11 protein-coding genes are annotated in these 15,836 nt (G+C 69.8%); 6 read left to right on the plus strand and 5 right to left on the minus strand.

Annotated elements, in window-relative coordinates:
* Nucleotides 1-202: 202 nt before the first annotated feature.
* The 3 genes from ACIBK3_RS22785 to ACIBK3_RS22795 form a co-directional block, all read right to left on the minus strand.
* Nucleotides 203-4,489 (minus strand): Rne/Rng family ribonuclease, encoded by a 4,287-nt coding sequence (locus ACIBK3_RS22785; protein WP_399368105.1) that lies wholly within the window; start codon nt 4,487-4,489, stop codon nt 203-205.
* 272 nt (nt 4,490-4,761) lie between these two features.
* Entirely contained in the window at nt 4,762-5,559 is a 798-nt protein-coding gene (locus ACIBK3_RS22790; RefSeq protein ID WP_399368107.1) for a TIGR03936 family radical SAM-associated protein, read from the minus strand.
* A 48-nt stretch (nt 5,560-5,607) separates the two neighbouring features.
* Complete coding sequence (locus tag ACIBK3_RS22795) at nt 5,608-6,696, minus strand: hypothetical protein (protein ID WP_399368109.1); 1,089 nt, start codon at nt 6,694-6,696, stop codon at nt 5,608-5,610.
* A 123-nt stretch (nt 6,697-6,819) separates the two neighbouring features.
* On the opposite strand from ACIBK3_RS22795, the gene ACIBK3_RS22800 reads away from it, so the two are divergent.
* Entirely contained in the window at nt 6,820-7,404 is a 585-nt protein-coding gene (locus tag ACIBK3_RS22800; protein WP_399368110.1) for a TerD family protein, read from the plus strand.
* A gap of 157 nt (nt 7,405-7,561) precedes the next feature.
* On the plus strand, nt 7,562-8,257 hold the full coding sequence (locus tag ACIBK3_RS22805) for a DUF899 domain-containing protein (RefSeq protein ID WP_399368112.1): 696 nt from the start codon (nt 7,562-7,564) through the stop codon (nt 8,255-8,257).
* A 144-nt stretch (nt 8,258-8,401) separates the two neighbouring features.
* On the opposite strand, the gene ACIBK3_RS22810 is transcribed toward ACIBK3_RS22805, so the two are convergent.
* Complete coding sequence (locus tag ACIBK3_RS22810) at nt 8,402-8,608, minus strand: hypothetical protein (protein WP_399368114.1); 207 nt, start codon at nt 8,606-8,608, stop codon at nt 8,402-8,404.
* Between the two features lie 36 nt (nt 8,609-8,644).
* Here ACIBK3_RS22810 and ACIBK3_RS22815 point away from each other — a divergent pair, with 36 nt between their 5' ends.
* The 4 genes from ACIBK3_RS22815 (at nt 8,645) to ACIBK3_RS22830 (ending at nt 14,798) form a co-directional block, all read left to right on the plus strand.
* Entirely contained in the window at nt 8,645-11,536 is a 2,892-nt protein-coding gene (locus ACIBK3_RS22815; protein WP_399368116.1) for a helix-turn-helix domain-containing protein, read from the plus strand.
* Nucleotides 11,537-11,945: 409 nt separating this feature from the next.
* The gene (locus tag ACIBK3_RS22820; protein WP_399368118.1) at nt 11,946-12,173 is read left to right on the plus strand and encodes a ferredoxin; all 228 of its coding nucleotides are present in this window, start codon (nt 11,946-11,948) and stop codon (nt 12,171-12,173) included.
* Nucleotides 12,170-13,561: an NAD(P)/FAD-dependent oxidoreductase gene (locus tag ACIBK3_RS22825; RefSeq protein ID WP_399368120.1), complete on the plus strand. Its 1,392-nt coding sequence runs from the start codon at nt 12,170-12,172 to the stop codon at nt 13,559-13,561. Before ACIBK3_RS22820 ends, ACIBK3_RS22825 begins: the two co-directional genes overlap by 4 nt.
* A 22-nt stretch (nt 13,562-13,583) precedes the next feature.
* Nucleotides 13,584-14,798: a cytochrome P450 gene (locus ACIBK3_RS22830; RefSeq protein WP_399368122.1), complete on the plus strand. Its 1,215-nt coding sequence runs from the start codon at nt 13,584-13,586 to the stop codon at nt 14,796-14,798.
* A 34-nt stretch (nt 14,799-14,832) separates the two neighbouring features.
* On the opposite strand, the gene ACIBK3_RS22835 is transcribed toward ACIBK3_RS22830, so the two are convergent.
* Nucleotides 14,833-15,836 (minus strand): tetratricopeptide repeat protein (locus ACIBK3_RS22835; RefSeq protein WP_399368124.1); only part of this gene is annotated, 1,004 nt, incomplete at its 5' end.

Raw genomic sequence — 15,836 nt, forward strand, 5'->3', positions numbered from 1 at the left:
TAGCCATGCCGCGGGATCACCGATTCACTCTTCGTTCACGTACTCGACCCCTGTGCGACTGGCTGTGCTGCGAAGCAAGACGGGCTGTGCTGCGAAGTAAAACGCTACGGAGTAAGACGCTGTGAAGTAAGACGCCGTTCCAGACGTGATCCGCCCCCGGTCCGACGACCGGGGGCGGATCACCTTCTTCGCGCGGGTTCCGTCAGCCCTCGTCCGCCGTGGTCGAGACGGACGGCGCCGCCTGCTGCTCGGCCGCCGCCGTCTTCTTCGACGTGGCCTTCTTGGCGGTCGTCGTCTTGGCCGCCTTCTTGGCCGTCGTCTTCTTCGCGGCCGTCTTCTTGGCCGCGGTCTTCTTGACGGCGGTCGTGGCGGCCTTCTTCGCCGTGGCCTTCTTGGCCGCCTTACGGGCCGTCTTCTTGGCCGGAGCGGCGTCGTCGTCCGCCGCCGTCTGCTCCTTCGGCTCCTCCGTGACCGCCGGGACGACCACGACGGCCGCCTCCTCGGACGCGGTGGGCGCGGTGGCCTTGCGCACGGCACGGCGCCTCGGACGGGCCGGGGCGACGCTCTCGGCGGGCGCCTCGGCGGCCGGCTCGGCCGCCGCCTCCTCGGCCTGCGCCGCGGGTGCGGCGGGCGCGGTCTCGGCGACCGTCACCACGGCCGCCTCGGCCCCCGCGGGCGACCCGGCCGGCGCGGACACCTTGCGGGTGGCACGGCGCCGGGTACGGCCCTTGGGCGCGGCTTCCTCGGCGGACGGGGCCGGAGCCTCGACGACCGGGTCCTCGGCCGCGGCCGGTTCGGCGTGCACGACCGCGGCCTCCTGCGGCCGCACCGGACGCTCGGCCTCTTCGCGGGCCGTCACGTCCTGAGCCGTCGGAGCCTCGGCGCGTGCCTCGACCTTGGCCTCGGCCACCGCCTCGGCCCTCGCCTCGTCGCGCCGGTCACCGCGTCGGTCGTCGCGCTTCTCGCCGCGCCCGTCCTCCCGGTTCGGCGTGCCCGCCGGAGCGGACGCCCGCCGACTCGACCGGCGCCGCGAACGACCCCGGCCGGCCGCGGCCTCCGCCTCTGCGACGCTGCTGTACAGCTCCTCGTCGGGCACGAAAGCGTCCATCAGCGGCTGCGCTGCGGAGGGCTCGGCCAGTGCCACCGGCTCGGCGACCTCGGCCGCGACCTCGTCCTCGCTCTCCTCCAGAAGCTCAGCGGTCTCCACGGACGCCTCGAGCTCGTGGGTGTGCCCGTCGCCGCCCCGCCCGCGCTTGCGGCGCTTGCCGCCACCGCCGGCGGAGGTCGGCTGCTCCATGTGCACGATGACACCGCGGCCGTTGCAGTGGACGCAGGTCTCGGAGAACGACTCCAGCAGTCCCTGCCCGACCCGCTTACGGGTCATCTGCACGAGCCCCAGCGAGGTCACCTCGGCCACCTGGTGCTTCGTACGATCCCGGCCCAGGCACTCCAGCAGGCGCCTCAGCACCAGGTCCCGGTTGGACTCCAGGACCATGTCGATGAAGTCGATGACGATGATGCCGCCGAGGTCGCGCAGCCGCAGCTGGCGCACGATCTCCTCGGCCGCCTCCAGGTTGTTCCTGGTGACCGTCTCCTCGAGGTTGCCGCCCTGCCCGGTGAACTTGCCGGTGTTGACGTCGACGACGACCATCGCCTCGGTCCGGTCGATCACCAGCGAACCGCCGCTGGGCAGCCAGACCTTGCGGTCCAGCGCCTTGGCGAGCTGCTCGTCGATCCGGTACGTGGCGAAGACGTCGACCTCGGAGGTCCACCTGGACAGCCGGCCGGCCAGGTCGGGCGCGACGTGCGCGACGTATCCGTGGATGGTCTCCCACGCCTCGTCGCCGCTGACGACGACCTTGGTGAAGTCCTCGTTGAAGATGTCCCGGACGACCCGGACGGTCATGTCCGGCTCGCCGTACAGCAACGTCGGCGCGTTGCCGCCGTTCTTGGACTTCTTCTGGATGTCCTCCCACTGCCCCTGCAGCCGCTCGACGTCGCGGCGCAGCTCGTCCTCGCTCGCGCCCTCGGCGGCGGTACGCACGATGACGCCCGCGTCCTCGGGGACGATCTTCTTCAGGATGGTCTTCAGCCGCGCCCGCTCGGTGTCGGGCAGCTTGCGGCTGATGCCCGTCATCGAGCCTTCGGGGACGTACACGAGGTAGCGGCCCGGGAGGGAGACCTGGCTGGTCAGACGGGCACCCTTGTGTCCGATCGGGTCCTTGGTCACCTGGACCAGCACCGACTGCCCGGACTTCAGGGCGGACTCGATCCGGCGCGGCCCGTTGGCCATGCCCAGCGCCTCGAAGTTCACCTCACCGGCGTACAGGACGGCGTTGCGGCCCTTGCCGATGTCGATGAACGCGGCCTCCATCGACGGCAGCACGTTCTGGACCTTGCCCAGATAGACGTTGCCGACGTACGAGGTCGACTGCTCCTTGTTGACGTAGTGCTCGACGAGCACTCCGTCCTCCAGGACGCCGATCTGTGTGCGCTCGCCGCTCTGCCGGACGACCATCACCCGCTCGACGGCTTCCCGCCGGGCCAGGAACTCGGCCTCGGTGATGATCGGTACGCGGCGGCGGCCCTGCTCGCGGCCTTCGCGGCGGCGCTGCTTCTTGGCCTCCAGACGGGTCGAGCCCTTGATGGACTGCACCTCGTCGGACGGCTCGGCACCCTTTTCCCGCAGGGGACGGGGCTCGCGGACCTTGACGACGGTGCGCTCGGGGTCGCCGTCGTCGGGCTCGGTGTCGACGGAGGCGTCCCCGGCGCGACGCCGGCGGCGACGCCGACGACGGCTGCTGCTGGAGCCGGAGCCACCGGAGTCCTCGCGGTCCTCGGTGTCGTCCTCGGCGTCCTCGTCGGCCTGCTCGGCCGTGTCCTCGGCGTCCTGCGCGGCCTGCGCCACGGCGAGGTCGTCGCTGTCGGCGTCCTGGCCCTCGCCGGACTCGGCATCCCCGGAGTCACCCCGGCGACGACGACGGCCGCCCCGACGGCGACGGCGGCGCGAGCCGGTCTCCTCGTTGTCGTCCGAGTCGACTGCGTCCTCAGCGGACTCGTCGGCCTCGTCCGTCTCCTCCTCCGGCTCCTCCTCCACGGCGGTGGCGGCGGGCCGGTCCTCGGGCTCCTGCGCGGGGCCGGAGCCACGGCGGCGGCGCCGACGACGCCCTGCGCCCTGCTCCTCGGCGAAGCTCTCGGCGTAGGGCTCGGTGTCCTGCTCGGGCTCCTCGACCACGTCGGTCTCCGCCACGGCGGCGGCTTCGGCGGCGGCCCGCTCGGGCGTCTGGAACTGCGGCTCGGTGAACACGGGCGCCTGGAAGACGGCGACGGCCGGCCGTGCGGGCCGACGCGGAGCGTCGTCCTCGGCGGCCTCGCCCCCGGCCGGCCGCGCGGGCGCGGCGAACCCGGTCGCGGCCTTGCGGACGGCCCGCCGGCGCCGACGCGGCGAGGCGTCCTCGGACTCGGACTCGGACTCGGTCTGGGCCTCGGTCACGGTCTCGGTCGCCGGGGTCTCCGGAGTACCTGCCCCGGCCGAGACCGCCTCGGCATCCCCGGCGGGCGCGCCTCGACGCGTGGCCCCGCGACGGGTACGACGCGGCGCGGCAGCCTGGTCCTCGGCGGTCCCGGCGGCCTGGCTCTCCTGCGCGGCGGTCACGGCGTCGGTGTCGACGCCCGCCGCGTCTGCCGCATCCGCCGTGTCCGCGAGGTCCACCGGCTCCCCGGCGCTCTCCGCGGTCTCGACGGCCTGCGCCGCCTCGACGCTCTCGGCCTGATCGGCGGCCTTCGGCGCCCCGGCGGGCGCGGCGGCGCGACGCCCGGCCCGCCGACGCGTACGCCCGGCAGGCGCGGCCTCCTCGGTCGCCACATCACCGGCAGATGCTGCGGATCCGGCGGACCCGGTGGTTGCGGGCACTACGGTCTCCGCCGTCTCGGTGGCGGCCGGCGCCGCCGCGGGCGCGGACACCCGTCGAGTGGCCCGCCGCCGCGCACGCGGCGGTGCGGCCTCGGTCTCCTCGGCGACAGCCGGGCTCTCCTCGGCGGACTCCACGGCGGCGGTCACGGGTACGACGACCTCGGCGACCTCCGCCGCTTCCGCGGAGGCGGGCGCCCCGGCGGGCGCGGAAGCACGCCGCGTGGCCCGCCGACGTGTACGCGCGGCAGGCGCTGCCTCGGCCGCCGGCGCCTCCTCGGCCTCAGTAGCCTCAGCAGCCCCGGCACCCTCAATGCCCTCGGAGCTCTTCTGGTCCTCGTCTGTCACGGGAGTCTCGTCAGTCACGTCAGTCACAAAGTCCTCGTCTGTCACGAGGTCCTCGGCCTGCGCGGCCGCCACGGCCGGCGCGACGGTCTCGGCGGGAGTCTCGTTGGCGGCGACCGGCGAACCCGCCGGTCGGGAAGCGGCACGGCGCCGACGGCGCGGCGGCAGGGTGTCGCTGGGAGTGTTGGGTTCGGAGCCTGTTGACGACTCTGTGGGTTCGGTCGGTTCGAGCATGCGGGCTTGTCTCCCGTCAGGCTCCCGGGCGCCGCGCCTGGTCCGGCGTCGATCATGTCGATCGCCGTTGACGTCCGCGGCTCGCGCTGTGCGCGGTGCCGCCGTCCGGGGCGCGGGCGCCGCACGGGAGCTCTCTGTGTCCTGTCTCGCCGGTTCCGTACGCCGATTGCGTACGGCCTGGCGAAAGTCTTGTGGTCGGTGCGCTGCCCGACCCAGGTGGCTCCCGAGTACGAGGGCGGCGCTACGACGTCCGTCCCTACGCGGAACCTTCCTTACACCGGCGCCGTCGCGGCGGCAGCGGGTACGGCCGTTGAGGGGGCCGTCGCTGCCTCGCGGTCGGGCGCGAGCGGGTCGGTCACCGTGCCGGTCTCTTCATCGAACAGCCCCTGCGCCAGCCTGGTCACCGCTGCGGCGACCGGCGGCGCCAGGTCGGCCACGGCGCGGAGACCGGACAGGACGTCGTCGGGTCGTACGGCAGGCGTCACGTGCCGAACAACCAGCCGCAGTATCGCACAGGGCTGGTCGGTCGGCCTATCAGCCTTCGAACTGTGTGTTTCCTGTGCACTGTGTGTTTGCGCACTGTGGGTTGTGAGCTGGACGACCGCAGGGCGGGCGTCGAAGGTCCGGACGCCGTTCTTGGCCCGGCGCTGGACCTCGACGGTCTCGGCGGTGTTGAAGGCGGCAACCGCCCGCTCCGCCTCCGCCGGGTCCACGCCGTCGAGTCTGAGCTCCCAGACGGAAGCCGTGAGCCGGTCGGCGAGCCCCGAGGTCCGTGCCTCGACGGCGTCGATGACATCGAGCCCGGCGGGCAGCGACTCATCGAGCAGAACCCTGAGTTTCTCCGGATCGCGCGCCTCGGTGAGCGCGATCTCCAGATACTCCGCCTCACTGCCCGTGCCGGTGGGTGCGGCATTGGCGTACGACACCTTCGGATGCGGCGTGAACCCCGCCGAGTACGCCATCGGCACCTCGGCACGGCGCAACGCACGCTCGAAGGCGCGCTGGAAGTCACGGTGGCTGGTGAACCGGAGGCGGCCGCGCTTGGTGTAGCGCAGTCTGATGCGCTGCACCGCGGGTGCGGGCGGCGGGCCTTCGGGCTGTCGCTTGCCCAGTGTCGTTCAGTCCTTCGTGAGAGCGGTCGTACTGCTACCAAGAGTACGTGTCTCGGCGCCCGTCGGTTCCCGCCGGTCCACGACCTGCGGCTGCCCCGGCTCCCCGAAGAGCATGCGCCGCAAGTCGGCCCGTGCCTGCCGTACGGACTCCCGGGCTGCCGCGAGGGCCTGCCGGACGGCCCGCCCGACACCGCGGGCGGTCTCGGCGGCCGGCCGCAGGACGGTGTCCCGGATCACGTGTCCGACGGGGGTGAGGACGGTCCGGTACACCCAGCGGACCGGCTCCACGAAGACCCGTCTCAAGAGGGTCCCGAGGAACCGCCCGACGGCGAGCGAGATGTGCCCCGCGATCCGCCAGGCGTGCCCGAGGGCCTCCCCCACTTCCCGCCCGAGGACGACGAGGACCTGCCCCACCGGCGTGAGCACCCAGCGCCAGAGCGCGAGCGCGGGCAGCACGAACAGGATCCGGGTGATCCAGTGGAGCGCCGCCCCCACCCCGGTGACGATCACGTCCAGCAGCCACCACACGCCCTTCGCGCACCACGCGACGGCGTGCCCGACAGGCGTGAGGACCCACACGTACACCCACCCGGCCGGTACGACGACGAGGTACCGCACCAGCCAGGCCACGACGCCGTAGACCCCGAGCCCCAGAGCGGCGAGCCCGGCACCGATCCCCCGCAGCACCCACAGGACGGCTCGCCCCACCGGCGTGAGCACGCGCGCGTACACCCACGCCAGCCCGGACCCGATCGCCTGCGCCATCCGGGCGAGGCCGTGCCCGAAGGGCGTCAGCAGGTACCGGTACAGCCACCCGAGCGGCACCACGACCAGCACGTTCCCGAGCCACCCCAGCGCGCGCCCGAGGGGTACGACGACATACCGCCACAGCCCCACGAACGGCCAGACGAACACCGCCCGCCCCACCGGCCGCAGCACGGTGTCCCTCAGGAACCGCCCCACCACGACGAGCAGATCCCACATCACTCGCACCGGCACCACGAGCACGAGCACGACGATCCGCACAGGTATGCGAATCGCGACGGTCAGACACCCCTCGGGGTCCTGCCGCGGGGCCTGCTTCTGGAGATCCATACCGGCGTAGACGCCTCAGCCACCCGTCCGGATCCAGAACCGCGGCTTTCCGCCCCGCTCCCCTCTTCTGGGACCTCGGCGAATCTTCTGGGCCCTCGGCGAAAGCCCAGGCAGTATGTGCCCATGATTACGCTCACGAAGGAAGACGGCCCGGCGGACCTGGACGGGGTGACCCATCTGTCCATCGGGGTCTCCTGGGACCCCACCGCCGGCAGCAGCGGCGGAGTGATGGGCAAACTCCGCCGGAAGACCGGCACCGACCTCGACCTGATCGCCATCGCCATGCACGACGGGGACCCGGTGCGCCTGGCCGGCCTCGACTCCCTCGACCCCATCGGCAACGGCTCGCTCCTGCACAGCGGCGACAACCAGACCGGTCACGGGGACGGCGACGACGAGACCGTCACGGTCGAGTTCGCGAAGATCCCACCCCACATCACCTCGATCGTGTTCATCGCCGCCGCGTACAAGAAGGGCAGCTCCTTCCAGAAGGCCCGCAACGTCAGCTTCAAGGTGTACGACGCGTCCGGCGGCAGCACCCAGCAGGTCGCCGACATCTGGCCGAGCATGCTCACCACCGACAACGGCTGCGCCGTCGCCAAAGCAATGCGGTCCGGCAGCAGTTGGAAGCTGGAAGTGATCAACGTGACAGGAAAGATAAAGCAGGGCGACGAGCTCGCCCTGATGCGGTTCGCCGCGAGCAAATAGGACGGGGTGATACGGCGACGTCTGCCGCCGGGCACGAAACACCGGCGGCAAACACCGACCGATCACTTTCACCGATGACTTCACCGATGAGTTTCCGAGCCCCGTCGGGTCTGCCTCTGCACAAGCGAAAACCACGCACGAGCTCTGTGAGGGGATCATGACCACCCACGCACTACCACCCGTCGTCGACACCGCGACCTGGGAGCGCCGGCTCGAAGCACTGCGGGCCCGGGAGAAGGCCGCGACACGGGAACTCGACGCCATCGCCGCCGAGCGCCGCCGCCTGCCGATGGTCGAGATGCCGGACTACATCCTCGAGGGCGAGGACGGCCCCGTCCGGCTGGCGGACGTCTTCGAGGGCAGGAGTCAGCTGATCGTCTACAACCACATGTGGTTCCCCGGCAAGGAATGGCAGTGCCCGGGCTGTACGGGGTTCACCTCCCAGTACACCCGACTGGAGTTCCTGGACGACTACGACGCGCGTTTCGTCGTCGTGACCCAGGGCCCCATCGACGAGGCACTCGCCTACAAGCAGCGCGTCGGCAACCGGATGGCGTGGTACTCGACCGCGAACAGCTCGTTCGGGACCGACGTAGGCGCACCGCCCGAGGGAGGATTCGCGGTCAACGTGTTCCTGCGCGACGGCGACACTGTCTACCGCACCTGGCACACCGACGGCCGGGGTGTCGAGCAGCTCAGTCACACCTTCCCGCTGATCGACGTCCTCCCGTACGGCCGCCAGGAGGAATGGCAGGACTCCCCCGACGGCTGGCCCCAGGCGCCCACCTACAGCCGGTGGGCAACGTCCAAGGACATCGCCGCCCTCTACGGCCCGGGCTCCGACAGCCGCTGACGTCGCCGGCGCGGTACCCGGCTCCCCCTCAGCATGGCCAGGGGGGCCGGCCGATTGGTGTCAGCATCGCGCCGGTCATGTGGGCCGGGCCGGGGCGGGCTCGCCGAGAGTCGTGGTGGCCCAGCCTTGGACGGGCACGTTCCGTCACCGCCGTACCAGGCTCGTGAGGGTTGTGACCAGAGCGGCGGCCAGGGTGAGCGTCGCGGTGAAGGCGACTGCTGCCCGGGTGAGTGCCGCGGGATACGAAGCGTGGTCACGGCGGGCAAGGTAGCCGGCTGCTGCTGCGATGAGGATCCCGGTCAAGGTCACCAGGGCACAGGCCAGCAGAAGCACGGCGCAGTGGTCGGACATGGTCGAACATCCCTACAGGTCGGCACGGTTGCTGTCGTGTCACCGACTTTCGGCGTTGCCACGTTCATCGCGGTTCGCTGGACGAAGATGAACGTGGACGAACAACTGAGCAGGGCGAGGGGTGGGGGACTTCGCGTGGGGACGGAAGATGCGCGCGATCCTGCGGCACTGGCGGAGTTGCGGTCTCGTCTTGAAACAGGGCGGATAGCCCGGGGGATCAACCAGACCGAACTCGCACGTGCGGCCGGACTCGGGCGCACAACGGTCAGCCAAGCTTTGAGCTCCGGTGCGCCGGGGCCCTCGCCGGACACTGTGGGAGCCCTGGGCCGGGTCTTGCGCCTGGACGTGAACGTGCTGCTGGGTCTCCTCGACAGGGCTTACGGGCGCGGTCCGGCCGCCACGGCGGATACCGGGGCGCTGGGTCGCCCGATCCGCATGTGGGATCCTCACGATCTGGAGGTCCACTTTGCCGTCGAGGCGCCGCCCTCCGGCTCCGGCCCCACTGGAGGCAGGGACCGAAGCCGGCAGCGACGGGCCGGCGCACTGCCTTCCTACGTGCGTCGCCCGCACGATGAGCACCTCGCAGCAGTCGTCGAGGCCGCCGACGAGGGACACAGCGGGATGGCTGTTCTTGTGGGGTCGTCTTCCACGGGCAAGACACGTTCCTGCTGGGAAGCCGTGCAGTCGTTGTCCACGCTCGGATGGCGGCTGTGGCATCCCTTCGATCCCACACGGGCCGAGGCCGCGCTTGCCGATCTGCACCGAGTCGAGCAGCGGACCGTGGTCTGGCTGAACAACACCCAGCAGTACCTGGGTGGCGAGAGCGGGGAACAAGTCGCCGCCGCGATCCACAGGTTGCTCACCGACGTATCACGCAGTCCCGTCCTGGTGCTGGGAACCCTGTGGCCCGAGTACCAGAACGACTACATGGCTCTGCCCCGTCCGGGGAGCCCTGACCCGCATCCGCAGGCCCGTGCGCTGCTGGCTGGGCGCCTCATCACGGTGCCGGACCGCTTCGACCACATCGCCCTGAACAAGGCCAGGGCCCTTGCCGTCGCCGGCGACCGTCAGCTCGCTCATGCCCTGCAACACACCGACAGCGGCCGGCTGACCCAGTTTCTCGCGGGAGCGCCAGAGCTCTTGCGCCGTTACGAGACAGCCGACCCGCCGATACGTGCCCTGCTCGAAGTCGCCATGGACGCACGACGTCTCGGAGCCGGACTCCACTTGCCGGTCAGCTTTCTCGAGCAAGCCGTGGACGACTACCTCAGCGATGACGAGTACGACGATCTCGCGGACAACTGGCTTGATCAGGCGTTCGCCGACGTGACCTCACCCGTGCACGGACGCCTTGCTCCCCTGCGCCGAATCCGGCCCCGTCTCGCTCAGAGAGCCTCCGCGACGGAGACTGCCCCGTCGCACTCGTATCGGCTCGCCGACTACCTGGAGCAGCACGGACGACGCAGCCGTGCCCGACTGTGCCCTCCGGAGTCGTTCTGGCAGGCAGCACACGGCCATCTCAGCCCCGAGAGCCTCATCAACCTCGCTGACGCCGCCCGGATTCGGCACCGCTCCCACTGGGCCGAGCGGCTCGCCCAACAGGCCGCCGATTCGGGGAACGCTGACGCCATCGCACGGCTTGCCGAAATCCGACGGGCAAACGGCGCCTGGAAGGAAGCCGACGATCTCCTCCAGCAAGCCGCCGACGCGGGCAGCACCACCGCGCTCATCCAGCTCGCCCGCATACGGCACAAGGCCGGTTTCGGTGAGGAGGCTGAGACGCTCGCTCAGAGGGCAGCCGACGCGGGCGACACCAGGGGATTGAACCAGCTCGCCGAGATCCACGAAGGATGCGGGAACCGCAAGAAGGCCGAAGAACTCGCGATCCGGTCCGCCGCGGCAGGCGACACCGGCCCGCTCGTCCGCCTCGCCGAGATGAGAGAGCTGGCAGGCGCCAGTCACGGAGCTGAAAGACTGGGACAGTTGGCCGCCAAGGCCGGCGACACAGCGGCCCTCGTCAGGCTTGCCACCATGCGTGAGACTGGCGGGCCGACAGCACGCAACGAAGCCCAGCTCCTCTACCAGCGCGCCGCCCGCGTGGGAAACGCAAGCGCGCTTGCCAGACTGGCCGCCGAGCGGGAGACCGCGGGCCGTCGTGACGAAGCCGAACAACTCGCTCGGCGAGCCGCACGCGCCGGCCAGTCCTTCGCCCTGGTTCGGCTCGCCGAGATGCGTGAGGCAGCCGGCGCGCGCGAGGAAGCCGAGAACCTCGCGCAGGAGGCCATCGCGGCCGGTCACCGCTTCGCCCTGATACGCATCGCCGCCATCCGCGAGGCGGCCGGAGACGCCCAAGGCGCCGAACGCCTGTACCAGTTGGCTGCAACGGCGGGCATCACCACTGCCGTGGCCAGACTCACCGAAATGAAAGAGGCTGCCGGAGAGCCGGAAGAAGCGGAACGCCTCGCCCGGCAGGCCGCCAAGACCGGTAACCCGAGCGCAGCAGCGCGCCTGGCAGACCTGAGGGAAGTAGCAGGAGACCAAGAAGGGGCAGAGCAGCTCGCACACCTGGCGGCTGACGCCGGCGATGTGAGTGCCCTTACTCGGCTCGCCGAAATGCGAGAACTTGCCGGGAACCCTGCAGGAGCAGTGCGCCTTGCTCAGCAGGCTGCCCAAAGAGGAAGCACAACCGCCCTGGTGCGACTCGCGGACATGCGCGAAGCCACGGGAGAACAGGAAGGGGCCGAGTCACTCGCCTGGCTTGCTGCTGACGCAGGGGACACGCAGGCCATGGCACGGGTCGCGATCATGCGTGAAATGGCAGGAGACAGGCGGCAAGCCGACGAACTCGCCCGGATCGCCGCTGACGCCGGCAACCCCAGCGCCGTCGCCCGCCTGGCTGAACTGAGAACAGGCCTGGCTGTCGACTAAGGGGTCGTTTCACTATGTCCGCCCGGGTCGCGCGCTCATAGTGAAAGGACCCCTAAAGCAAAAGGGCGACGCTGGTGACCAAAGCAGCCGCTAAAGCCGTGAAGCCGACGGACCCGACTGAGAGACCGGGCCGCACAGCACAAGGTCGCTGTGACGGCGGTCCTGCTCTTCGTCCTGGCAGCGGCCGCTCCCGGGGTGCGGACGACATGCGTACGGGATACGCTTTTGGGGCCAACGTCGGGTTTTCCGGGCGCTTTGCAGACGCCGAGGCATCATTCGCGATAATCAATTCCTCCTGCGGGGACCTTCTACGAGCGTGGTACACCCCTTTATTCTCAGGGGTGAGCTCAATGCCAATTCCGTGCATCCCCGGGGCCCGCAGCCTTGCAGTCCCTGAAATGGAGGCGGGATGAGAATTGTCGTTGATCTTTCCCGGTGTCAGGGGTATGCGCAGTGCGCGTTCCTGGCTCCGGACGCCTTCCGGATGCATGGCGAGGAAGCGCTGATGTACCACCCGAACCCCGACGATGCCCAGCGCGAGCAGGTGTCGCGCGCCGCGGCGGCCTGTCCGCTCCAGGCCATTCTGGTCGACCAGTTGGAAGAACGGGACGCGGCGGTGGGGGTGTCGCCGTCATGAGCAGTGCCGCCACCCTGAAGGGGTTCAAGCGCGACGGCCGCGTTGTGATCGTCGGGGCGTCCCTGGCGGGACTGCGGGCCGCGGAGGCGTTGCGCGAGGAGGGGTTCACCGGGTCGTTGACCATGATCGGTGACGAGTTGGGTGAGCCCTATGACCGGCCTCCGCTGTCCAAACAGGTGCTGACCGGCTGGGTGCCGGCCGAGGGCACCGCGCTGCCGCGACGTCGTGACATCGACGCGGAGTGGCTGCTGGGCGTGCCTGCCGACCACCTGGACCTGGCGACCAATCAGGTGCGTCTCGCCGACGGCCGCAGGGTCCCCTTCGACCGCATGCTGATCTCCACCGGGGTACGCGCCCGGCCCTGGTTCGTCGAGGCCGAGGCGGCCCTGGACGGCGTGTTCGTGGTCCGCACACGCGAGGACGCCGACGGCCTGCAGCGAGCGATGGCCGCCGGGCCCTCCCGCGTGCTGGTCATCGGCGCGGGCTTCACCGGCTCCGAGATCGCCTCCATCTGCCGTGAGCGGGGCATCCCGGTGACCGTCGCCGAGCGCGCGGCGGCCCCGCTCGTCGGGGGACTCGGCGCCATGATCGGCGAGGTCGCGGCGGACCTGCAGCGCGCGCACGGCGTCGACCTGCGCTGCGGCGTCAAAGTCACCCGGCTGGAGGGCGACGCGCAGGGGCGGTTCCGCCGTGCCCACTTCTCCGACGGCAGCACGATCGACGCCGACGTGGCGGTGGTGGCGCTCGGGGGCATCCGCAACACCGAGTGGCTGCGCGACTCAGGACTGGCGGTGGGCGTATGGGGAGTCGCCTGCGACTCCGGCTGCCGCGCCTTCGACGTCAACGGCCTGGTCACCGACGACATCTTCGTCGCCGGAGACGTGGCACGCTGCCCGAACCCGGTCTACGAGTACCGGTTCATCTCGCTGGAACACTGGGCCAACGCCGTGGAGCAGGCCGAGGTCGCGGCGCACAACATGGTCAGCGCCCAGGCGGACCGCTGGCCGCACTTGTCCATCCCGACGTTCTGGTCGATCCAGTTCGGCGTCAACATCAAGTCCGTCGGCGTACCGACCTACGCCGACGAGGTCGTCGTCACCCAGGGATCCGTGCCCGACCACCGCTTCGTCGCCGCATACGGCTACCAAGGCCGCGTGACCGCGGCGGTCAGCTTCGACAACGCGAAGTGGCTGGACCACTACCGGCAGCTGATCGAGACCGCCGCGCCCTTCCCGCCGCCCTGCCCCACGCCCGACCAGCCCGCCGACGCGAAGCCGGTACCCGTCGACTTCCCGGGCCCCACCCTGCTCGCCGAGGGCGCCACGGTGGTCGTCACCGGCCACGACCCAGGCGAACGGCGCGTCACCGCCATGCGACAGCACGGGTAGGGGAAGCAGGAGGGAAATCGACATGACCACGACCGAGACGCCCGGCATCCTGCCCCGGATCCTCGACTACTCCTCCCGGCCCGACCCGTACCCGCTGTATGCCGAACTGCGCAAGACACCGGTGGCCCTGCAGGAGGACGGCAGCTATGTCATCAGCACCTATCGCGAGCTCACCGGCCTGCTGCACGATCCGCACCTGAGTTCCGACGTCCGCAATCTGTCACGGCCGATGCCCGGCGCCGCGGAACGTGCCGCGCCGGCGTTCATCAACCTCGACCCGCCCGAGCACGACCGCCTGCGACGCATGGCCATGCGCCACTTCGGCCCCCCGCACACCCCGGGGCTGGTGGCCGGCATGGAAGGCGACCTGGCCGCCGTCGTCAGCGGCCTGATCGACGACTTCACGGGCAAAGAGCGGATCGACATCGTCGACGACTTCGCCTACCCGTTCCCCGTCACCGTGATCTGCCACCTGCTCGGCGTGCCGCGCGAGGACGAGCCACGGTTCCACGTGTGGGTGAACCACATCATCGACGCGATCAACTACAACCCCAAGACCGACCCGCAGGAGAAACTGACCAACGGCATGCAGGCCACCAAAGACCTGCGCCAATACCTTGGCGGCCTGCTCGAACAACGCCACGGCCGGCCGGGCGACGACCTGCTGACGCGCCTGGCCAACGACGACGGGCCCGAAGGGCGGATGACCGACGACGAGATCGTCAGCACCGCCAACCTGCTGCTCATCGCCGGTCACGAGACCACCGTCAACCTCATCACCAACGGCATGCTGACCCTGCTGCGCCACCCCGAGGTGCTGCGACGCCTGCGCACCGAACCGGACCTGGCCGTGCCGCTGGTCGAGGAACTGCTGCGCTACGAGCCCCCCGTGCACATCATTCCCTGGCGGGCGGCGTACAGCGACATCACCGTCGCGGACACCGTCATCCCCAAGGGATCACAGATCATGCTCATGCTCGCCTCGGGCAGCCGCGATCCGGACCGCTTCCACGATCCCGACCGCTTCGACCCCGACCGGCAGGACAACCAGCACCTGGGGTTCGGCAGCGGCATCCACCTGTGCTTCGGCGGCCCGCTGGCCCGGCTGGAGACCCAGATCGCGCTCAACGCGCTGGTACGGCGCCTGAACCGGCCCAGGCTGATCGCCGACCCGCCCCCGTACCGGCCCAGCCCCGTTCTACGAGGCCCCATCCATCTGCCCATCGAGCAGAGCTGAGGTTCGAGCGGGGCCGGGGACTCAGCCATCCGCCTCAGCCACGCCGATCGGGCACACACTGTGTTCGTCGGCTGAGCGCACCCTGGAGTTGATCTTGAGACTCTGACGTGGCTTCACTGACAGACGGGATCACACACGCCAAATCTTCCAGGTCCGCGAGCACCTCTTTCAATTCCTCTTTCGATGGGGAGCTGTTCAAGAAATCGATTAGTTGCCGGCCTGCGTCGTCCCACCGCGACATGGCGCAGTAGACAATGAACAGATTACCCTTTCCATTTACTGCCCTGGGCCCCAAACCAACCGCATCGCTGGCAAAAAACTCAACTGCCCGATCAAAATTAAGCCCGCAATCTGGGTCCTCTGCCAGATGCAGGACGAGTCCCTTTTGGTAAAAATTCCAGCCGTCTTGGGGGTTGAGTTCGATGGCGCGGTCGAGGTCGGCGAGGGCTTCCTCCCGTCTACCTACGTGCCGGTAGGTGACGCCGCGAAGCGCGATAGCCCATTCATAGTCCGGTTTCAGTTCGATGGCGCGGTTAAGATCGGCGAGTGCTTCGTCGTGCTGGCCCATGAGTTGATGGATGGCGCCACGCTGAGCGAAGTTCCACCCGTCTTGGGAGTCGATTTCGACGGCTCGGTCGAGGTCCGCAAGGGATTCCTCGTACTGACCCATGAACCCGTAGATGACACCGCGATGCGCGATAGCCCATTCATAGCCAGGTTTCAACTCGATGGCGCGGCCAAGGTCGGCAACAGCCTCCTCATACCGCTCCATGAACCGGAATACAACGCCACGCTCGGCGAAGTTCCGTTCGTCCCGAGGGTCGAGTTCGACGGCACGGTTGAAGTCGGCAACAGCCTCCTCATACCGCTCCATGAACCGGTACACGACGCCACGCTCGGCGAAGTTCCAATCGTTTTGAGGGTCGAGTTCGACGGCACGGTTGAGGTCGGCAAGAGCCTCCTCATACCGACCCGCGTACCGATAAGTGACGCCACGATGCGCGATAGCCCATTCATAGTCCGGTTTCAGTTCGATAG

The organism is Streptomyces sp. NPDC050287, from assembly GCF_044459385.1.
GTDB lineage: Bacteria > Actinomycetota > Actinomycetes > Streptomycetales > Streptomycetaceae > Streptomyces.

Excerpts from the sequence above, each read along its gene's own strand:
- ACIBK3_RS22785 (WP_399368105.1), bottom strand. The coding sequence starts at position 4,489 with ATGCTCGAACCGACCGAACCCACAGAGTCGTCAACAGGCTCCGAACCC.
- ACIBK3_RS22795 (WP_399368109.1), bottom strand. The coding sequence starts at position 6,696 with ATGGATCTCCAGAAGCAGGCCCCGCGGCAGGACCCCGAGGGGTGTCTG.
- ACIBK3_RS22800 (WP_399368110.1), top strand. The coding sequence starts at position 6,820 with ATGATTACGCTCACGAAGGAAGACGGCCCGGCGGACCTGGACGGGGTG.
- ACIBK3_RS22805 (WP_399368112.1), top strand. The coding sequence starts at position 7,562 with ATGACCACCCACGCACTACCACCCGTCGTCGACACCGCGACCTGGGAG.
- ACIBK3_RS22810 (WP_399368114.1), bottom strand. The coding sequence starts at position 8,608 with ATGTCCGACCACTGCGCCGTGCTTCTGCTGGCCTGTGCCCTGGTGACC.
- ACIBK3_RS22820 (WP_399368118.1), top strand. The coding sequence starts at position 11,946 with ATGAGAATTGTCGTTGATCTTTCCCGGTGTCAGGGGTATGCGCAGTGC.
- ACIBK3_RS22825 (WP_399368120.1), top strand. The coding sequence starts at position 12,170 with ATGAGCAGTGCCGCCACCCTGAAGGGGTTCAAGCGCGACGGCCGCGTT.
- ACIBK3_RS22830 (WP_399368122.1), top strand. The coding sequence starts at position 13,584 with ATGACCACGACCGAGACGCCCGGCATCCTGCCCCGGATCCTCGACTAC.